This is a genomic window from Methylobacterium tarhaniae (assembly GCF_001043955.1).
GTDB classification, from domain to species: Bacteria; Pseudomonadota; Alphaproteobacteria; order Rhizobiales; family Beijerinckiaceae; genus Methylobacterium; species Methylobacterium tarhaniae.
In genome coordinates, this window is sequence record NZ_LABZ01000078.1 from 72,014 (window position 1) to 90,543 (window position 18,530).

At 72.1% G+C, this 18,530-nt stretch carries 16 protein-coding genes; 10 read left to right on the forward strand and 6 right to left on the reverse strand.

Annotation, left to right across the window (positions count from 1 at the left end):
* The first annotated feature begins 4 nt into the window (after positions 1-4).
* A complete protein-coding gene (locus VQ03_RS12335; RefSeq protein ID WP_048451168.1) occupies positions 5-3,145 on the forward strand; it encodes an efflux RND transporter permease subunit in 3,141 nt (1,046 codons plus the stop codon).
* 313 nt (positions 3,146-3,458) lie between these two features.
* On the forward strand, positions 3,459-3,629 hold the full coding sequence (locus tag VQ03_RS33745; RefSeq protein WP_167376083.1) for a hypothetical protein: 171 nt from the start codon (positions 3,459-3,461) through the stop codon (positions 3,627-3,629).
* Between the two features lie 111 nt (positions 3,630-3,740).
* Here the strand turns inward: VQ03_RS33745 and VQ03_RS12340 are convergent, their stop codons facing one another.
* Together VQ03_RS12340 and VQ03_RS12345 are read right to left on the reverse strand one after the other, a co-directional pair.
* On the reverse strand, positions 3,741-5,576 hold the full coding sequence (locus VQ03_RS12340) for an aminopeptidase P family protein (RefSeq protein WP_048451169.1): 1,836 nt from the start codon (positions 5,574-5,576) through the stop codon (positions 3,741-3,743).
* A 49-nt stretch (positions 5,577-5,625) separates the two neighbouring features.
* Positions 5,626-6,768 carry a DUF2125 domain-containing protein gene (locus VQ03_RS12345; protein ID WP_048451170.1) on the reverse strand — a complete coding sequence of 381 codons (1,143 nt, stop codon included), beginning with the start codon at positions 6,766-6,768 and terminating at the stop codon, positions 5,626-5,628.
* Positions 6,769-6,947: 179 nt separating this feature from the next.
* On the opposite strand from VQ03_RS12345, the gene VQ03_RS12350 reads away from it, so the two are divergent.
* The 8 genes from VQ03_RS12350 to VQ03_RS12385 all read left to right on the forward strand — a co-directional run bounded on the left by VQ03_RS12350 (position 6,948) and on the right by VQ03_RS12385 (position 13,598).
* The gene (locus VQ03_RS12350; protein ID WP_048451204.1) at positions 6,948-7,490 is read left to right on the forward strand and encodes a gamma-glutamylcyclotransferase; all 543 of its coding nucleotides are present in this window, start codon (positions 6,948-6,950) and stop codon (positions 7,488-7,490) included.
* 159 nt (positions 7,491-7,649) lie between these two features.
* Positions 7,650-8,978, forward strand: a complete 1,329-nt coding sequence (locus VQ03_RS12355; RefSeq protein WP_167376084.1) for an MFS transporter — start codon at positions 7,650-7,652, stop codon at positions 8,976-8,978.
* Positions 8,979-9,083: 105 nt separating this feature from the next.
* Positions 9,084-9,926, forward strand: coding sequence for a universal stress protein (locus tag VQ03_RS12360; RefSeq protein ID WP_048451171.1), 843 nt, complete (start codon positions 9,084-9,086; stop codon positions 9,924-9,926).
* Positions 9,927-9,934: 8 nt separating this feature from the next.
* On the forward strand, positions 9,935-10,348 hold the full coding sequence (locus VQ03_RS12365; protein ID WP_048451172.1) for an HIT domain-containing protein: 414 nt from the start codon (positions 9,935-9,937) through the stop codon (positions 10,346-10,348).
* A 112-nt stretch (positions 10,349-10,460) separates the two neighbouring features.
* Positions 10,461-10,601, forward strand: a complete 141-nt coding sequence (locus tag VQ03_RS33020) for a hypothetical protein (protein WP_157064084.1) — start codon at positions 10,461-10,463, stop codon at positions 10,599-10,601.
* A 298-nt stretch (positions 10,602-10,899) separates the two neighbouring features.
* Positions 10,900-11,814, forward strand: coding sequence for an NAD(+) diphosphatase (nudC, locus tag VQ03_RS12375; protein ID WP_083467958.1), 915 nt, complete (start codon positions 10,900-10,902; stop codon positions 11,812-11,814).
* Positions 11,815-11,816: 2 nt separating this feature from the next.
* On the forward strand, positions 11,817-12,740 hold the full coding sequence (locus tag VQ03_RS12380; RefSeq protein WP_048451174.1) for a dihydrodipicolinate synthase family protein: 924 nt from the start codon (positions 11,817-11,819) through the stop codon (positions 12,738-12,740).
* 51 nt (positions 12,741-12,791) lie between these two features.
* Positions 12,792-13,598, forward strand: a complete 807-nt coding sequence (locus VQ03_RS12385) for an inositol monophosphatase family protein (protein ID WP_048451175.1) — start codon at positions 12,792-12,794, stop codon at positions 13,596-13,598.
* Positions 13,599-13,607: 9 nt separating this feature from the next.
* On the opposite strand, the gene VQ03_RS12390 is transcribed toward VQ03_RS12385, so the two are convergent.
* The 4 genes from VQ03_RS12390 to VQ03_RS12405 are packed head-to-tail and all read right to left on the reverse strand — an operon-like array spanning position 13,608 to position 18,183.
* Positions 13,608-13,943: a DUF3325 domain-containing protein gene (locus tag VQ03_RS12390; RefSeq protein WP_048451176.1), complete on the reverse strand. Its 336-nt coding sequence runs from the start codon at positions 13,941-13,943 to the stop codon at positions 13,608-13,610.
* Positions 13,940-15,499 carry a PepSY-associated TM helix domain-containing protein gene (locus VQ03_RS12395; protein WP_048451177.1) on the reverse strand — a complete coding sequence of 520 codons (1,560 nt, stop codon included), beginning with the start codon at positions 15,497-15,499 and terminating at the stop codon, positions 13,940-13,942. Before VQ03_RS12395 ends, VQ03_RS12390 begins: the two co-directional genes overlap by 4 nt.
* A complete protein-coding gene (locus VQ03_RS12400) occupies positions 15,496-15,819 on the reverse strand; it encodes a hypothetical protein (protein ID WP_048451178.1) in 324 nt (107 codons plus the stop codon). The genes VQ03_RS12395 and VQ03_RS12400 overlap by 4 nt, the downstream gene beginning before the upstream one ends.
* 9 nt (positions 15,820-15,828) lie before the next feature.
* Positions 15,829-18,183 (reverse strand): TonB-dependent siderophore receptor, encoded by a 2,355-nt coding sequence (locus VQ03_RS12405; protein WP_048451179.1) that lies wholly within the window; start codon positions 18,181-18,183, stop codon positions 15,829-15,831.
* Between the last annotated feature and the right edge of the window lie 347 nt (positions 18,184-18,530).

Below are 18,530 nucleotides of genomic sequence, written 5' to 3' on the forward strand. Positions count from 1 at the left end.
GTCGATGAACCTCTCGGCCCCGTTCATCCGCCGGCCCGTCGCAACGATCCTGCTCTCGATCGCGCTGACGCTGTCGGGGCTGTTCGCCTACCGCTTCCTGCCGGTGGCGGCGCTGCCGACCGTGGATTTCCCGACCATCTCGGTCACCGCGCAGCTGCCCGGCGCCTCGCCGGAATCGATGGCGGCCTCGGTCGCGACGCCGTTGATCAAGGAGTTCTCGACGATCCCGTCGATCGCCACGATCTCGGCGACGAACTACCAGGGCTTCACCTCGATCACCGTCGAGTTCGAGCTGTCGCGCAACATCGACCAGGCCGCCGCCGACGTGCAGGCGGCGATCACCCGCACCTTGCGCCGGCTGCCGGTCGAGCTGACGATACCGCCGAGCTTCCGCAAGCTCAACCCCGCCGACGCGCCGGTGATCCTGCTCGCTTTGTCGAGCGAGACGACGCCGCTTCCGACGCTGGACGCCTTCGCCCAGACGGTGATCTCGCCCTCGCTCTCGACCATCACCGGCGTCGGGCAGGTCCTGGTCTTCGGCAGCCAGAAATTCGCCGTGCGGGTGCAGCTCGACCCCAACGTGCTCGCGGCGCGCGGCATCGGCGTCGACGAGGTCCAGGCGGCGATCCAGAACGCCAACACCTCGACCCCGGTCGGCGTGGTGGAGGGGAGGGGGCAGAACCTCACCATCCAGACCAACACCCAGCTGATGAACGCCGACGGCTTCCGCGACGTGATCGTGGCGGTCCGCAACGGCCGGCCGGTGCGCCTCGGCGAGGTCGCTCGCGTCATCGATTCGGTCGAGAACAACCGCATCGCCTCGTGGAAGGACGGCACCCGCGGCCTGGTCCTCGCCGTCCAGCGCCAGCCCGACGCCAACACCGTCGACGTGGTCGACCGGGTGCGCGCCATGCTGCCGAAATTCCAGGAGCAGCTGGGCGGCAGCGGCACCATCGACGTCGTCAACGACCGCTCGCTCTCGATCCGCGAGGCGGTGCACGACGTGCAGTTCACGCTGGTGCTGACCATCGTCCTCGTCGTCGCGGTGATCTACCTCTTCCTCGGGCGGCTCGCCGCCACGCTGATTCCGTCGGTGGCGGTGCCGATCTCGATCATCGCGACCTTCGGGGCGATGTACCTGCTCGGTTACTCGATCGACAACATCTCGCTCCTCGGCCTCACCCTGGCGGTCGGCCTCGTCGTCGACGACGCGATCGTGATGCTGGAAAACATCGTCCGGCACGTCGAGGAGGGGATGAAGCCGTTCGAGGCGGCGCTGAAGGGCGCGGGCGAGATCGGCTTCACCATCCTGTCGATCACCATCTCGCTCGTCGCGGTGTTCATCCCGGTCCTGCTGATGGGCGGCGTCGTCGGGCGCATCTTCAACGAGTTCGCCATCGTGGTGACGATCGCCATCGTGGCCTCGGCGGTGATTTCCCTGACCCTGACCCCGATGCTCGCCGCCCGCCTGCCGGCGGACGCCGCCGGCCATGGGCAGAAGAAGAACCTGTTCGAGCGCGGCTTCGCCCGGATGCAGGGACTTTACGAGCGCGGCGTCGATCTCTGCCTGCGCTGGCCCTTCGCGGTCCTGATGGTGTTCTTCGCCAGCGTGGCGCTGACCGCCTGGATGTTCGTCGTCATCCCGAAGGGCTTCTTCCCCTCGGAGGATATCGGCCAGCTCCAGATCGCGACGGAAGCCGGGCAGGACGTCTCCTTCGACGCGATGACGGCGCTCCAGCACCAGGCCGAGGTGATCCTCGCCCGCCATCCGGCGGTGGCCCACGTGGTGAGCCGGGCCGGCTCGAACGGGTTTTCGGGCACCCTCAACCAGGGTTCGTTTTTCGTCGAGCTGAAGGACCGCGACCGGCGTCCCCCCTTGAGCCGCACCATCACCGAGCTGCGGCGCGACCTCGCGACGGTGCCGGGACTGACCTCGTTCATCACGCCGGTGCAGAACCTGCGCCTCGGCGGGCGCCAGTCGAAGAGCCAGTACCAGTACGTGGTGCAGGGCCTGAACCGCCCCGAGCTCGAGCGCTGGTCCGAGCGGCTGACCGAGGCTTTGGCGAAGGACCGCGCCACCTTCGCGGGCGTCACGAGCGACCTGCAGAACGCCGCGCTCCAGGCCAAGGTCACGGTCGATACCGACAAGGCGCAGGCGCTCGGCATCACCTCCGACCAGATCCGCCAGACCCTCTATACCGGCTTCGGCACCCGGCAGGTCTCGACGATCTACGGCACCGCCGACAGCTACCAGGTCATCACCGAGTTCGACCCGCGCCTGAACTGGACCGCCGACCGGCTCGACGAGATCCGGCTGCGCGCGAATAACGGCAAGCTGGTGCCGCTCTCGGCGGTGGCCAGCGTCGCCCGGGTGCCGGGCCCGCTCTCGATCAACCAGCTCGGCCTCCTGCCGGCGGTGACGATCTCGTTCGACCTCGCCCCGGGCGTGGCCCTCGGCCAGGCGGTCAACCGCATCGCGGCGATCAAGGACGGGCTCGGGGTGCCCGGCACCATCACCACGACGTTCGCCGGCACCGCCCAGGTGTTCCAGGACGCCCTGGCGAACCAGGGCCTGCTGCTCGCCGCCGCCGTCATCACCATCTATCTGGTACTGGGCATCCTCTACGAGAGCTTCATCCACCCGCTCACCATCCTCACCGGCCTGCCGGCGGCGGCGATCGGGGCGCTCGGGGCGCTCCAGCTCTACGGGATGGACCTCTCGGTGATCGCGATCATCGGCGTCCTGATGCTGATCGGCATCGTGAAGAAGAACGCCATCATGATGATCGACGTCGCCCTGGTGCTCCAGCGCGAGCAGAATTGGAGCCCGGCAGCGGCGATCCGGGAGGCCTGCTCCTTACGCTTCCGCCCGATCATGATGACGACCGCGGCGGCCGTGATGGGCACCCTGCCGATCGCCATCGGCCACGGCGCCAGCGCCGAGCTGCGCCAGCCCCTCGGCGTGGCGGTGGTGGGCGGGCTCCTGGTCTCCCAGCTCCTCACCCTGTTCATCACGCCGGTGCTCTACCTCTACATGGACCGCCTCGGCACGGGCGCGACGCGCCTCGTCCTGTCGCTGCGCCGCGGCCGGCGGCCGGCGAGCCGGCCGGACGGGGAGGCGGGCCGGCACCAGCCGGCGGAGTGAGCCCGGGGCCTCCGAGGGGTTCGCCTGCGCCGAGCGGAGGCGAGACGTGGCATCGACGCCGCGCGACGCGCCTCATCTGAATGAGGGATGACGGCATTCCCGGTCGTTGCTACGCCGGTCGGGAATAAAGAAGCAGGATCGATCGTATTCCGCCGAATCGTTGCTTCGGCAGGCAAGTGTTCGGGCAAGTGATCGCGACGATGCGGCACGCCGGACCTTGCGTGCGGCCGTGCGCGAACACGACGGCAAACCTGCTCGCAAGTCCCCCGACAAGACCCGCCCGCCCGGATGACCGGGGCCGCAGGAGGCCGCCATGCGTGTTCTGACCACCCTCTGCGCCCTCGCCCTCGCGACCGGGTTGTTCTGGGGCACGATGCTGACCCATCCGCCGACCAGCGAGGCGCGGCCGGGCGTCAGCATCGACACCCGCGCCCTGACGCTGGGGGTCCATCTCCAGGATGCCGGTCCCTGCGACGCCTATTGACGGGCCGGGGCGGCCAGGCGTCCTCAAGGCTCCCCCTCGACGCTCCCTGGCGGCGGCCGTGACGGCGACGACCGGCTCCGGCATCGCCGGGGAACGCAAGCCGACAGGATGTCAGGCCAGGGCCGCGACCGGCCGTGTCGCCGCGACCAGCCACTCGCGGGTTTCCGCGTCCACCAGATCGGCGAGCGCCTCGCGCACCCGGGCATGGTAGGCATCGAGCCACGCGGTCTCGTCCGGGGTGAGCAGCTCCGGCGCCACCAGCGCGAGGTCGATCGGCGCCAGCGTCAGGGTCTCGAAGCCGAGGATCGGCCGCTCGGCGCCCGCCAGGTCCCGCGTCTCGACCAGGACGAGGTTCTCGATCCGGATGCCGAAGGCGCCGGCCTTGTAGTAGCCCGGCTCGTTCGAGACGATCATGCCGGGCTGGAGCGCCACCGTGCCGGTCTTGGCGATCCGCTGCGGCCCCTCATGCACCGACAGGAAGGCGCCGACGCCGTGGCCGGTGCCGTGATCGAAGTCGAGGCCGGCCTCCCAGAGCGGGCGGCGGGCGAAGGCGTCGATCTGCGCCCCCGTGGTGCCGCGGGGAAACAAAGCCGTGGCGATGGCGATGTGGCCCTTGAGCACCCGGGTGAAGCGGTCGCGCATCTCCGCGCTCGGGGTGCCGACCACCACCGTACGGGTGATGTCGGTGGTGCCGTCGCCGTATTGCGCCCCGGAATCGATCAGGAACAGCTCGCCCGGGCCCACCCGCCGGTCGGTGCCGCGCGTGACGCGGTAATGCACGATGGCGCCGTTCGGCCCCGACCCCGAGATGGTCGGGAAGGCGATCTCGCGTAAGGCGTTCGCTTCGGCCCGGAAGGCTTCGAGCCGCACCACCGCGTCGATCTCCGACACCGCCCCGCCCGGGGCCTCGCGGGCGAGCCAGGCGAGGAAGCGGGTCACCGCCGCGCCGTCGCGCCGATGCGCGGCGCGGGCACCGGCGATCTCGGCCGCGTTCTTCACCGCCTTCATGGCGGTGATCGGGTCGGGCCCGACATCGAGCGTGCCGCCCGCCGCGGTGATCCGCCGGCCGAGCGCCACGGCACCGGTGGCGGCATCGACCCGGACCCGGGCCTTGGCGGCGCCGAGGGCGTCGAGCGCCGCCGGCAGCGCGCCGGGCTCGTCCCGCTCGGCCAGGCCGTCGAGGGCCGCGGCGGCCCCCTCCGTCACCTTCTCGGGGTCGAGGAAGAGGCGCGCGGCGCCCTCCCGCGGGATCACCGCGTAGCCCAGCGGCAAGGGGGTGTGGGCGACGTCGCCGCCGCGCAGGTTGAAGGCCCAGGCGAGGTTGTGCGGGTCCGACACGACCAGCGCGTCGAGCCGCGCCTTGGCCAACGCCTCGCGCACCCGCCCGAGCTTCGCGGAGGCCGCCTCGCCCGCCAGGCTCTCCGGATGGGGCACCACCGGCGCGCGCGGGGCGGCGGGGCGGTCGATCCAGACGAGGTCGACGAGGTTGAGCGGCGTGGCCTCGACGCGCCCGCCCGCGGCCTGGGCGGCGCGCTCGAGCCGGGCGAGCCCGTCCGGCGTGTGCAGCCAGGGATCGTAGGCCAGCACCCCGCCCGCCGGCAGGTTGGCCTCGATCCAGGCCTCGGCGCTCGTCTCGGCCAGCGGCACCGGCGTGACGACCGCGGTGTCGACCTGCTCGGCGGCCTGGAGGGTGTAGCGCCCGTCCACCACCAGGGCGGCCTTGTCGGCGAGGACGACCGCCGTGCCGGCGGAACCGGTGAAGCCGGTGAGCCAGGCCAGCCGCTCGGCGTTGGGGGGCACGTATTCCGACTGGTGCTCGTCGGCCCGCGGCACGACGAAGCCGGCGACGCCCCGCTGCGCCATCGCCGCCCGGAGCGCGGCGATCCGCGCCGCGCCCTCCCGATGGCTGGGATCCTCGAAGCTCTGGAATCGGGCGGTCTGGCTCATGCCCCCTGGGGTACGACGGAGCGGGCGGGGCGGCAACCGCCCCGCGCTCTCAATAGAGTGGCGGCAGCCGCACGTTCGGCACCGCGAAGGGGCCGACGACCACCCGCCCGCCGGCGAGGCGCACGGTGGGCAGCACCTTCAGGGGCGGCTCGCCGGGGCGGTCCTGCGCGTTCTGGCCCGGCGCGATCTCGCCCGGCGCCGGCTCCTTGCGGCGGCCGCCCAGGAACTGGCCGACGATGTTGCCGATCAGCGCCGCGCCGTCGCCGCCGAGCCGGGCGCCGATCTGCTCGCTGATCAGCGGCGCGATCACCTGCTCCAGGCCGGCGGTGCGCACGTCGAGCTGGCCGGTCGGGCGGTGCAGGTCGTCGAGGCCGAGCACCCCTTGCGCGCGGATGCGCCGGCTGCCCTTCTCGGCGGCGAAGCTGGCGACCTCCACCGCGCCGCCGGCCTCGCGCCAGCGCTCCAATTCCTGGGCCAGCGTACGGGTGCGGAAGCCCGCGGCCCGGGTCACGGTGGCGTCGAGGGCGAGGTCGGCGGGCTCGGGTCCGCCGAGCAGCGGATCGATGAGCGGCACGCTCGCCCGCTGCACCCGGGCGCTCAGGTCGACGGCGCCGTCGGTGGCGAAGCGCCCCGGCGTCGGCCGCGCATGCAGCTCGAGATGGCCGACGGTGAAGTCGATCGGCGAGGGATCGGCACCGGTGACGGCTCCCTTGAGGCCGTCCGTGACCACGGAGGCGCGCTGGAACCCGTCGCCGGTGACGTGCAGGCTCGCCTCCAGCGAGGTCCAGGTCACGTCGGCGTCGAGCCCGCCCTGCTGCACCCGGAACGGCCCGGTCGCCTCCAGGATCACGTGGCGCGGCTGGTAGACCTGCGCCACCGCCACCAGCGGGCCGGTGGTGAAGCGCACGTCGGAGCGGGCAAAGCTCAGCGAGGCGCAGCGCAGCTCGAACCGGAACGGGAAGCCGGTCAGCGAGCGGTCGGCACAGGTCCATTGCCGCCCGGCCTGCGCCTCGCGGGCGAACCACCCGTCGATCTCGCCCTCGGCCTTGCCCCGCAGCCAGAACCAGCCCGCGGTCCAGGCCAGCGCCAGCAGGACGAGCAGCCCGAACGGCGCGAACAGGCCGAGGCGCAGGCCGGGCCCGCGGCCCGGCCCCTCGCGCTGCGGCGTCTCGTTCGTCGGCCCCTGGTTCATCGGCATGATCCCGGCTCTGCGGCGGCCCGGCTCGGGCCGCCCGGATTGAACCGCGTCCCCGTAGCTGCTACCGGCCGCGCCCGGCAAGTCGGGCGAGCCGGACGGCGCGCTCACGAGGTCGTGCCGAGCGATGGCCGGCCGGACGAAGACCCGACGGGGAGGATGCGGGGGCGATGACGATGAAGGCGGCGGAGCCGTCGGATCTCTGGGTGTTCGGCTACGGCTCGCTGATGTGGCGGCCGGGCTTCCCCTTCGTGGAGAGCGGGCCGGGCCGCCTGCGCGGCTATCACCGCTCGCTCTGCGTGCTCTCGCACGTCCATCGCGGCACGCCGGAGCGGCCGGGCCTGGTGCTCGGGCTCGACCGCGGCGGCTCCTGCCGCGGCATGGCCTTCCGGGTCGCCGCGGCCGACGCCGCGGCCACGCTCGCCTACCTGCGCGAGCGCGAGCAGGTGACCGCGGTCTATGTCGAGCGGGTCCTCGGCGTCACCCTCGACGACGGGCGCCGCATCGAGGCGGTGACCTATCTCGTCGACCGCCGCCACCCGCAATATGCCGGCCGCCTGCCGGAGGCCGAGCTGGTGCGGCTGGTGCGCCAGGGCCTCGGGCGGTCCGGCGCCAACCCGGATTATGTCCGCCACACCCACGACCAGCTCGTCGCCATGGGCATCCCCGACCCGATGCTCGCCCGCCTCGCCGCCGCCTGCGCGGTGCCGAGCCCGTGAGGGTATCCCGGATGCGGCCCCGGAGGCTGCGGAGCGCGGTGCGCCTCACGGCGGCGTCGCCGTGGGAATGCGATCATTCGCCGTTCAGGCGCGTTAGGTCGTCTGGGCAGCAAGAGACCCGAACGACAGCCCGAACGGGCGAGCCGGAGCGCCTCCGCATTGACGAATCCTACGACCCACCTCGCCCTGATCAACCTGTTCGTCGGCGACATCCAGGGCGGGCTCGGCCCCTTTCTCGGCACCTGGCTGGCGCAGGCCGCGCAATGGGGCCCGAGCGAGGTCGGCCTCGTCACCACCATCGTGGGCTTCGCGACCCTCGCCCTGAGCGGTCCGCTCGGCGCCCTGGTCGACCGGCTCGGCCGGCCCCGGATGCTGATCGCGGTGGCCTGCGCGGCGATCCTCGTCGGCACCCTGCTGCTGCTGCCGGCCCGCTCCTTCATGACCGTGCTCGCGGCCCAGTTCGTCGCCGCGGCCGGCGGGACCCTGGTGGTCCCGGCGGTGACGGCGCTGACCCTCGGCATGGTCGGCAAGCAGGCCTTCCCGAAGCAGCAGGGCCGCAACCAGGCCTGGAATCACGTCGGCATCCTGGGCGCCGCCCTCGCGATCAGCTTCGGCACGCCGTTCATGGGCCCGAGCATCGCCTTCTGGGTCCTGGGCGGGCTCTCCGCCTGCGCCATCGCGGCGGCGCTGACGACCCCGAGACACGCCTATAACGGCCGCCGCGCCGTCGGCTGGAAGGAGGACGACGCGGACGACAGGCCCGAGCGCTCCGGCATCCTCAAGGTCCTCTCCGACCGCCGCCTCCTGATCCTCTCGGCGGCGCTCGCCCTGTTCAACCTCGCCAACGGCTCGATGCTGAGCCTGCTCGGCCAGAAGCTGGTGGCCTCGGGCCAGGACGGCACCGGCTGGACCGCCCGCTACGTCATCGTCGCCCAGGCGGTGATGATCCCGGTCGCCCTCTTCGCCGGCTCGCTGGCCGACCGGCGCGGGCGGCGCCAGCTCCTCCTCGTCGCCTGCGCGGTGCTGCCGGTCCGGGCGCTCCTCTCCGCGTTCCTGTCCGATCCCTACTGGCTCGTGCTGGCCGAGGTGCTGGACGGCGTCGCCTCGGGGGTGATCGGCGTCGCCGTGCCGGTGGTGGTGGCCGACCTGACTTGGGGCTCGGGCCGCACCCAGACGGCGCTCGGCACCGTCGCGGCGGTGCAGGGGGTCGGCGGCGCCCTGTCGGGCTGGGTCGGCGGGTTGCTGGCGCTCCATCTCGGCTGGACCTGGGCCTTCCTGGCCCTGGCCGCGCCGGCGGGCCTCGCCCTGGTGCTCGCCCTGTGGCTGGAGGAAACCTGTGCCCCCGGGGGCCGGGACGGCGCGGGATCCGCCTGCAGCCAGGACGCGCCTCCCGAGAGCGCGCCTCCCGGGGACACGGCTCCCCAAGGCGCGGTCCTCGAGGAGACGGAGCCGCGGGGGCGGGCGGTGGGCGCTCCGGCGGGGCCCTGACGGTTCTCCCGGTGGAGTGCCGCAGCGTCCCACTGGACAGGCCGGACGCCGCCGTGATGCTATCGCGGTCGTCGTCCCCGAGGCCCCTGAGGTGAGTGCGCCGCCATGAAGACGCTCCTCGTTCCGGTCGCCCGCCACACCCTGCTCGATTCGGTGCTGGACACGGCGGTCCTCACCGCCCGCCGCTTCGGCGCCAGCATCGAGGGGTTCGGCCTGCGGCCGGCCCTGGCCGAATACGTCCCCGTCGACATGGTCGGGGGCATGACCTGGGTGCGCGACGAGGAGACCGACCTCGTCGAGGCCCGCGATTGCGGTGGCCTGTTCACCGCCGCAATGGAGCGGCACGGCCTCGCCCGCGAGAGCGCCGACACCGCCAGGAACGGCCCGCGCTACCGCTGGCTGCCCGACGCGCCTCCCGGCGACGGCTACCTCGCCCAGCATGCGCGGCTGTTCAACGCCACGGTGGTCGGCCGGCCCGGCAGCGGCGAGAATGCGCCGCGCATGACCACCCTCGAGGCGGTCCTGTTCGAGAGCGGCCGCCCCCTGATCATCGCCCCGCCGGTGCCGCCCGCCAGCATCGGCGAGACCGTGGTGATCGCCTGGAACGGCTCGACCGAGACCGCCCGCGCCGTCGCCTTCGCGGCCCCCTTCCTGCGTGCCGCCGCCCGGATCGAGGTGCTGGGGGTCGATGCCGGCATGGTGCCGGGCCCGAGCGCCGAGGAGATGGCCGCCGCCCTCAACCGCGAGGGCCTGTCGGCGCAGGGCCGCACGATCGCCGCCGGCCGCCGCACCGTCGGCGAGATCTTCCTGACCGAGGCCGAGGCGATCGGCTGCGATCTCCTGATCAAGGGCGCCTATACCCAGAGCCGCCTGCGCCAGATGATCTTCGGCGGGGCCACCAGCCACATCCTCGCCCACGCCGCCATGCCGGTGCTGATGGCGCATTGACGGATCCGATGACCGATTTCACCCTCGACCCACGGCTTTCCGCCGACACCCTCGCGCTCGGCGACCTCGCCCTGTCGAGCGTGCTGCTGCTGAACGACAAGCGCTTCCCCTGGCTCGTCCTGGTGCCGCGGCTCCCCGACGTCTCGGAGCTGACCGACCTGAGCCCCGAGGATGCCGCCCGGCTGATGCAGGAGACCCGCCTCGCGGTCGGCGTGATGCAGGCGCTCGCCAAGCCCGACAAGGTGAATGTCGGCGCCCTCGGCAACGTGGTGGCGCAGCTCCACGTCCACGTGGTCGGGCGGTTCCGCTCCGATCCGGCCTGGCCGGGACCGGTCTGGGGGCACGGCACGCGCGAGCCCTATCCGGCCCATGCGGCGGCGCAGCTGGTGGAGCGGGCGAGGGGGTTGTTCGCGGCGGCGTGACGGGCACACCTTCGACGGTATTTCGGCCCACCGCCTGCATGCACCGACGAAGGATGCGGCGGTCTATGCCGGCATTCTGTTCCGCCTCCAGCGTTATGCCTGGAACCGATGCGTGAAGGCCCTGCACGATTGCACGCTCTTCTTCCAGGCTCGCCGGCTCGGCGTCATCCTTCTCACCGCGAACGTCGTCGATTTCGATCGTCTGCAGCAGATGCGGCCCGAGGGCCGGGTCTTGTTCAACGAGGCCGCGTGATACCAGCGCGCTGATGCATCGACGTGTCGATGCATCAGCGCCGGCGCCCGTTCGGGCTTGCCCCGCGTCTTCGGCTCCGTTCGAAGGCGCTGGGGTATGAGACGGCCTCGCCGTCCTCTCGCCGAATTCGGATCTTGCGGCCGGTTTCGGACCTGCGCGTCCGGCGCATGGGGAGCGAGTCGATCTCCCACGCACCGCCTTGCTTTTGCATCATTTTGCCTGCCCATGCTCCTTCCGACGCGAGGGGCCGCACCGGGCTCCGCACGATGATGCATGAGGGTCCGCCTTGCCCGCTTCCTTGCCCGTCTCCCTCGATCGCCTCGGCTACGCCCAGAGCCTGCTCGAGCGCCACTCCGCCGAGCGCAGCGGTCCGACCCCGTCGCTCGCGGATACGCTGGACGCGAGCCTGCTGCTGTTCTGCGGCGACGTGCCGGTGCTGCGGGTGACGGATGGGGGCGCCACCTGCCTGCTGGACCCTCGGGACGCGGCCCGGGCCGGAGCGCCGTCGCCCGAGCTCTTCCTCGGCCGGGTCGGCGGGCGGCCGGCCTTCGCGGGGGCGCTGCCGGCGGATGCGGCGGCCGCCTTCTCCGACGATCCGGCCTACCGGGTGCTCGATGCCCGTGCCGTCGCGGTCGAGGGGGCGGTGCCGGCGCCCGAGATGGGCGTGCTCGCCACCGCCAAGTCGCTGCTCGGCTGGCATGCCCGGCACGGCTTCTGCGCCAATTGCGGCCACGCCACGACGCTCTCCTGCGGCGGCTTCCGGCGCGACTGCGCGCAGTGCGGCACCGAGCACTTCCCCCGCACCGACCCGGTGGTGATCATGCTGATCACGAACGGCGACCGCTGCCTGCTGGGCCGCCAGGCCCGGTTCGCGCCCAGCGTCTATTCGTGCCTCGCCGGCTTCCTGGAGCCCGGCGAGACCATCGAGGACGCGGTGCGGCGCGAGACCTTCGAGGAGGCCGGCCTGCGGGTCGGGCCGGTGCGCTACCACTTCTCGCAGCCCTGGCCGTTCCCGTCCTCGCTGATGATCGGCTGCGAGGGCGAGGCGCAAGGCGACGCCCTGGTGCTCGACCGGACCGAGCTGGAGGATGCCCGCTGGTTCAGCCGCGACGAGGTGCGGCAGATGCTGGGGCGCACCCATCCGGACGGGCTGATGACCCCGCCGCCGATGGCGATCGCGAATGCCCTGGTGCGCACCTTCGCGGAGCGCTGAGGATGGCGCGGTTTCACGGCATCATCCCCTACCTCGTCACGCCGCTCGACGGGGAGGGGCGGATCGAGGCCGGGGTGATGGGATCGCTCTGCGACGACCTGATCGTTGCCGGCGTGCACGGCCTGACGCCACTCGGCTCGACCGGCGAGTTCGCCTATCTCGACGAGGCGCAGAAGCGCGAGACCGTGGCGGCGGTGGTCGCGGCCGCCGCGGGCCGGGTGCCGGTGCTGCCCGGCGTCGCGTCGACGGCGATCCGCGGCGCGGTCGCGCAGGCGAAGGCCTGCCGGGCGGCGGGGGCGGACGGGATCGTGCTGATCCTCGACGCCTATTTCCCGCTGAGCGAGGCGGAAGTCGAGCGCTACTTCCTGACCGTGGCCGACGCCACCGACCTGCCGATCATCCTCTACACCAACCCGAACTTCCAGCGTGCCGACCTCTCGGTCGCCTCGATCGCGCGGCTCGCCCGGCACCCGCACATCGTCGGCATCAAGGACGCCTCGACCAATACCGGCCGCCTGCTCTCGATCATGAACCGCGTCGGCGACGACCTCGACGTCTTCGCCGCCTCCTCGCACATCGCCGCGAGCGTGATGATGCTCGGCGGCAAGGGCTGGTTCGCCGGCCCCGCCTGCGTCATCCCGCGGGAATGCCTGGCCCTCTACCGGCTCTGCCGGGAGGAGAAGTGGCCCGAGGCGGTGGCGTTGCAGAAGCGGGTCTGGGCCTTCAACGAGGTCTTCGCCCGCTACAACCTCGCCTCCTGCGTCAAGGCGGCGCTCGCGATGCAGGGCTACGCCGTCGGCGACCCGGTGCCGCCCCAGAGCCCGGCCTCGGCGGAGGCGCGAGCGGCCATCGCGGCGGCGCTCGCCGGGATCACCGGCGGCGACGCGACGGGCGCCGCAATCGCGGGTGGACCGTCGCAGCGCTGAGATCGAAGGCCGCGTAGGACGGCCGGCATGAATCCAAGGGAATCGACCGCCATGACCACCGAGACCGCCCGGGCCGCCGCGGCGCGCCACGACTTCGCCCTCGCCGTCGCCCGCGCCGCGGGCGAGACCGCCCTCGGGTTTTTCAACGCCCGCGACGCGCTGGTGATCGAGCAGAAGAGCGGCGCGCAGGACCTCGTCTCGCAGGCCGACCGGGAGGTCGAGCTGCTGATCCGCGCCCGCATCGCGCAAGCCTTCCCGGAGGACGGCGTGATCGGCGAGGAGCACGATCCCGTTCCGAGCCGGTCGGGCTATACCTGGGTGGTCGATCCGATCGACGGCACCAGCCCGTTCCTCAACGGCCAGCCGAACTGGTGCGTCTCGATCGGCGTGCGGGGGCCGGACGGGCTGGTGGCCGGCGTGATCGAGGCGCCGGTCCTGCGCGAGACCTACGCGGCGCTGGCAGGGCAGGGGGCGGTCCTCAACGGGCGGCCCCTGCGCATCGACCCGGCGACGGCGCTCACCTCGGCCAATATCGGCTTCGGCGCCACGCAGAAGACCCCGGCGGCGGAGGCCGCCGCCTTCGTGCGCGGGCTCTACGAGGAGGGCGGCGTGCTGTTCCGCAACGGCTCGGGCGCCCTGATGCTCGCCTACGTCGCCGCCGGGCGCCTCGCCGGCTACTACGATCCCGGCCTCAACGCCTGGGATTGCTATGCCGGCCTATTGCTGGTGCACGAGGCCGGCGGCGTCGCCGAGTATCTCGGCTCCGACGACATGCTCACCGGCGGGCTTCTCCATGCCGGCACGCCGGCGGTGGTGGCGGACCTGCGGCGGCTGGGCGAGGCGTCGCGGCGGGGATGACGCCGGCCGTTAGGCCAGCGACCCGAGCGCGGCGGCGACAGCGACCGCCGCCGCGGCCGGAACCATCCAGAGGAGGGCCCGCGGCCGGTACGACTGGACGACGATCAGGACGAGGCCCGCCCCGATCAGCGATCCGAGCCAGTCCACCGGGCCGAAATTCCAGCCGTCGAGCCGGATCGCGGCGACGAGCGACAGGGCGATCAGCACCCAGCCGGCGGCGCGCAAGGCGAGCACGCGCTGCCGGTCCGGCGGGCCCGGCCACACGGCCTGGTGGTGCCGGGCCATGCTGAGGCACAGGGCGGCGAGGCCGAGGAAGCTGAGGCCGAGGCCGACGAGGAGCGTCATGCCCGCCCCATCTGCGGCGCGGCCGCGGGCGCATCCGCCGCCCGGCGGGCCCGCCGCGGCGCCGCGAACCGGGCGACCTTGTACGAAATCGATGCGAAGCCCGCGGCGAGCGCCAGCAAGGCGGCGTCGAAGCCGAGGAACCAGGCCGGGTCGTCCCAGAGCGCGCGGGCGGTCGCGACGTCGGCGAGCACCACCGCGACGAACAGCGCCGCCACGAGGGCGAGCGCCCCGCGCCAGGCCCGGCGCGGCGCCGGCCACGCCCCCGCCACGGCCACCGCGATCCAGGCGCCGAAGAACACCCAGACCTCGCGCTCCGCCCGGCCCGCGAGGTCGAGGGGGAGCAGCCGGTTGGCGAGGAGATAGGCGGCGATCCCCGCCGGCAGGCCCGCGATCGTGCCGAGGTTGAGGGTGTGGACGAGGCGCCAGCCGAATCCCGCCGCGACCCCGGATTTCGGCAGCCGGGCCACGGTCCACAGCACCAGCCCGCTGCCCACCATGGCGCAGCCCAAGAGCCCGCACAGGAAGAACAGCCCCCGTAAGGCGGCCCCGGCGAAATGCGCCTCGTGCAGGCCGACCATGGTGGTGAAGGTCTTGGCCGCCGGGCGCAACCCGCCCGACAGGACCTCGACCACCGTCCCGCTCGTGCCCGCGAAGGCGACCTGCGGGTGCTGGTGCGAGAGGCCGTGCGGCTCCTCGAACACCGCGACGACCGTGGAGTTGGCGTCGCGCGGGTTGAGGATGCTGAGCCGCTCCAGCGGTTCGGGGATCGTCGCGAGGGCCTTTGCCACCATCGGCCCGACCGGGGCGAGGGTGCCGGGCTCGCCCGCGGGCGGACGGTTCCGCGTGACCTGGCCGGTCTCGGCGAAAAAGGCCTGCTGGTCGCCGCGATAGGCCGCGGTGACGCCCCAGGGCATGTACATGATCGCCAGGGTGACGACGCCCGTATAGGTGATCATCAGGTGGAACGGCAGCGCCAGCACGCCGCTGACGTTGTGGGCGTCGAGCCACCCGCGCTGCGCCGCCTTGTCCCGGCGCAGGGTGAAGAAATCGGAAAAGATGCGCCGGTGGGTGACGATCCCGCTCACCAGGGCCACCAGCATCACCATCGCGCAGATGCCGACGATCCAGCGGCCCCAGAGCGGGGGCAGGTTCAGCTCGAAATGGAAGCGGTAGAAGAAGTCGCCGCCGCGCGTCGCCCGCATCTCCGCCGGTGCGCCGCTCTGCGGATCGAGCAGGACGTGGCCCGGCGGCGTGCCGGGGCGGTTGCGCCAGAACAGCTCGACGAGGGGCCGCTCCGGCGTCGGCAGGGTGACGAACCACATCCGCGCCCCGCCCGCATGGGCCTGGAGGTGGGCGACGGCGAGGTCGGCCGAGGCCGCCAGGGTCTCGGGCGTGATCGCGGCCTCGCGCCTCAGTTCCGGCTGCATCCAGCGCGAGATCTCCGCCCGGTAATAGCTCGCGGTGCCGGTGACGAAGACGGCGAACAGCACCCAGCCGACGACGAGGCCGGACCAGGTGTGCATCCAGGCCATGGACTGGCGAAACCCCTGCTTCATGGCGTGAATCCGGTGGTGGAGCCCATGACGAGCCAGAGGGCGGCGCCGAGGAGCAGGGCGAGCCCGCCGACGATCGCGGCGGCGCGGGCGAGCGAGCGCGCCGCGAAGGCGACGACCACGATGCCCACCATGATGGCGAAGCTCGCGAGCGTCGCCGTCGTCACGGCCTCCGCCCGGGACATCGGCAGGGTCAGGGAGAGGAGGGCGGTCGCGAGGCCTGCGATCCCGTAGCCGCCCCCGATCGCGAGGACGACGCGCCCTGCCACCGAGGCCCTCGCCGGAAGCGTGGATGAGCGGGTCATGGGGGACGAGCTGGTCATGGCGCCCCCTTACCAGCGATACCGTAGCGTCGCATAGACCGTGCGCGGCAGGCCGTAGAAGCAGCTCGCGTAGGAGAAGCAGCCGGTCACGGTGCGATCGTCGAGCAGGTTCTGGGCATTGACCTGCAGGTCGAAGCCCGTGAGCTTCGGATCGAGGTGCTTGAGGTCGTAGGCCGCCAGCGCATCGACCAGCACCGCCTCCGGCACCCGGAAGGTATTGGCCGCATCGCCCCAGGAGCCGCCGAGATAGCGCACGCCGCCGCCGAGGGTGAGGCCGGCGAGCGGGCCGGACCGGAAGCGGTAATCGACGAACAGCGAGGCGGTGCGGTCCGGAACCTGGACCGGGCGCAGGCCCACGATCGGCACCTGTCGGCCGGTGACCTGGTTGAAGGTCGTGGTGGTGTCGCGGGTGTTGCGCACGTCGAGGAAGGAGACCCCGCCGACGAGGTTCAGCCCCTCGGCGAGCGTCGCGCGGGCCTCGAACTCGACGCCCTGCACGCCGATCTCGCCGGTCTGGAGGCTGAAGCCGAAATTGTTCGGATCCGCCGTCAGGGTGTTCGAGCGCTTGATGTCGAAGGCCGCCGCCGTCAGCAGGATGTCCGTGCCCGGCGGCTGGTACTTGATGCCCGCCTCGTACTGGCGGCTGGAGATCGGGTCCGGCACGCGCCCGGTGGTGCCGAAGGCCGGATCGAAGATGCGCCCGCTGATGATCGGCTCGAACGCCTCGCTGTAGGAGACGTAAGGCGCGACGCCGCTGTCGAAGCGGTAGAGCAGGCTCGCCCGGTAGGTCAGGGCGTCGGCCGGCACGTCCTGCAAGGCGACCGCGCCGGTGGCGAGCGTCCGGGTCGGCCCGGTCTGCCGGGCGGTGTCGTAGCGCCCGCCGAGCGTCAGGACGAGGCGGTCGAACTTGATCTGGTCCTGCAGGTAGACGCCGGTCTGCTGCGCGGTGATGCGGGCATTCGTGGTGAAGCCCGGCACCGCAATATTCATGTCGTAGTTCGGCGCCAGTGCGTTGAGGTCGGGCGCGGCGGGGAAGGGGGTCGAGAGCGTCCGGGTCTTGATCGTCTGGTGGTCGACTCCGAACAGCGCCGTGTGGGCGAAGGGCCCGGTGTCGAACTTCGCCTCGAAGTAGTTGTCCATCGTGTAGGCGTCGATCGCCACGTCGGTGGCGATGCGCGAGCGGTTGATCAGCGGCCCGGTCGTCAATGCCGAGAGCGGGAACAGCGCCGCGTTGGAGTTGAAGGCCGTGTAGACGCTGCGATACTGCCCTTCCGTGCGCAGGAAGCGGCCGGAGGAGTGGAAGCGGAAGGCGTCGTCGAAGCGGTGGTCGAGGATATAGGTCACCGCAGCTTGCGTGCGGTCGGATTGCTCGAAGTTGCGGTCGCCGTCATAGAAATCGACCGGCAGGCGCCCGACGATCCCGTTGCCGAAGTTGCGCGGGAAGAGCGTGCCGTAGGCCGGGAAGCTGCCGTAGAAACCGGAGAACGGGTCGCGCTGGTAGAGGCCGAGCACGGTGAGCGAGGTGTCGGCGGAGGGGCGCCAGGTCAGGCTCGGCTGGATGAAGGCGCGCTCGACCCGGGTCGTCACCGCCGGCCCGTCGCCGTTCCACCCGAGGCCCGTCACCCGGTAGGCGAATTGCTCGGTCCCCGGGACGGTGGTCTCCGAGGTGATCGGCCCGCCGACGTCGAAGCCGCCCCGCACCTCGCTGAAGCCGCCGCCCTGGACGAAGACCTCGCCGTGGCGGACGAATTGCGGCATCTTCGACGTCAGGTTGACGATGCCGCCGGGGCCGGACTGGCCATAGAGCACCGAGGCCGGGCCCTTGACGATGTCGATCCGCTCGATCCGGTAAGGATCGACCGACGGGAAGGCGTCGCGGCTGGTCGGCAGGCGCATCCCGTCGAGGAAGAGCGGCGCCGTGAAGCCGCGGATCGAGAATTGCTCCAGCCGGGTCCCGCCGGCGCCGCCGCGCTGCTCGGTGGTCACGCTCGGGCTGTAGCGCAGGGCCTGGTTGATGGTGAGCGCGTTCTGGTCCTCGATCTGCTCGCGGCCGATGACGGTGATCGATTGCGCGGTCTCGAGGATCGGCGTGTCGGTCTTGGTCGCCACCACGCTGCGCGAGGCGACGTAGCCGGGCACCGGCCCGCGCGCGCCGCCGGGCTGCGTCCCGGCGGCGGTGGCCGTGACCGGCCGCGCGACGCCCTCGATGCTGATGGTGTCGAGGGCGATCTCGGCACCGTCCTGGGCCTGCGCGCCCGCGACCAGGCCGGACGTCAGCACCACGCCCGACAGCAGCGACCAGCTCAACCGACGCCGCCCCACGAGCGAGAGGTGAGGGACGCGACGCGACGACGGGACGGGCATGACGGAATCCAGGGCGAGCGGGAACGCTGCTCGCGGCCAGTACAAGGGGGTGGGAACCCGGGTGGCCGCGGCTGGAGACCGAATGGCAAAATCAGCAAAGGCTAACAAGAACTATGTTTTATAGCTATTACAATGAGAATGTCGATGGTCTTTTGTATCAGTGCGCCGTCGATATTGGTGTAAGCGAATCCGTGCCGTGATCAAGTCAGGACGATGAAATGCGAAGACGCCGGATGGATGTGGGTATCGGGGGCCTGGAACAGCCTCCGTCCCGACGCAGGGTCACGCGTGATCCCACCCGAAAAGCCTAGTCCGAACGATCTATACGCCCGGTCGTCGGCCGGCAT

Bases quoted from the DNA above. Each gene is read 5' to 3' on its own strand.
- VQ03_RS12335 (WP_048451168.1), top strand. From the start codon at position 5: ATGAACCTCTCGGCCCCGTTCATCCGCCGGCCCGTCGCAACGATCCTG.
- VQ03_RS33745 (WP_167376083.1), top strand. From the start codon at position 3,459: ATGCGTGTTCTGACCACCCTCTGCGCCCTCGCCCTCGCGACCGGGTTG.
- VQ03_RS12340 (WP_048451169.1), bottom strand. From the start codon at position 5,576: ATGAGCCAGACCGCCCGATTCCAGAGCTTCGAGGATCCCAGCCATCGG.
- VQ03_RS12345 (WP_048451170.1), bottom strand. From the start codon at position 6,768: ATGAACCAGGGGCCGACGAACGAGACGCCGCAGCGCGAGGGGCCGGGC.
- VQ03_RS12350 (WP_048451204.1), top strand. From the start codon at position 6,948: ATGAAGGCGGCGGAGCCGTCGGATCTCTGGGTGTTCGGCTACGGCTCG.
- VQ03_RS12360 (WP_048451171.1), top strand. From the start codon at position 9,084: ATGAAGACGCTCCTCGTTCCGGTCGCCCGCCACACCCTGCTCGATTCG.
- VQ03_RS12365 (WP_048451172.1), top strand. From the start codon at position 9,935: ATGACCGATTTCACCCTCGACCCACGGCTTTCCGCCGACACCCTCGCG.
- VQ03_RS12380 (WP_048451174.1), top strand. From the start codon at position 11,817: ATGGCGCGGTTTCACGGCATCATCCCCTACCTCGTCACGCCGCTCGAC.
- VQ03_RS12385 (WP_048451175.1), top strand. From the start codon at position 12,792: ATGACCACCGAGACCGCCCGGGCCGCCGCGGCGCGCCACGACTTCGCC.
- VQ03_RS12390 (WP_048451176.1), bottom strand. From the start codon at position 13,943: ATGACGCTCCTCGTCGGCCTCGGCCTCAGCTTCCTCGGCCTCGCCGCC.
- VQ03_RS12395 (WP_048451177.1), bottom strand. From the start codon at position 15,499: ATGAAGCAGGGGTTTCGCCAGTCCATGGCCTGGATGCACACCTGGTCC.
- VQ03_RS12400 (WP_048451178.1), bottom strand. From the start codon at position 15,819: ATGACCAGCTCGTCCCCCATGACCCGCTCATCCACGCTTCCGGCGAGG.
- VQ03_RS12405 (WP_048451179.1), bottom strand. From the start codon at position 18,183: ATGCCCGTCCCGTCGTCGCGTCGCGTCCCTCACCTCTCGCTCGTGGGG.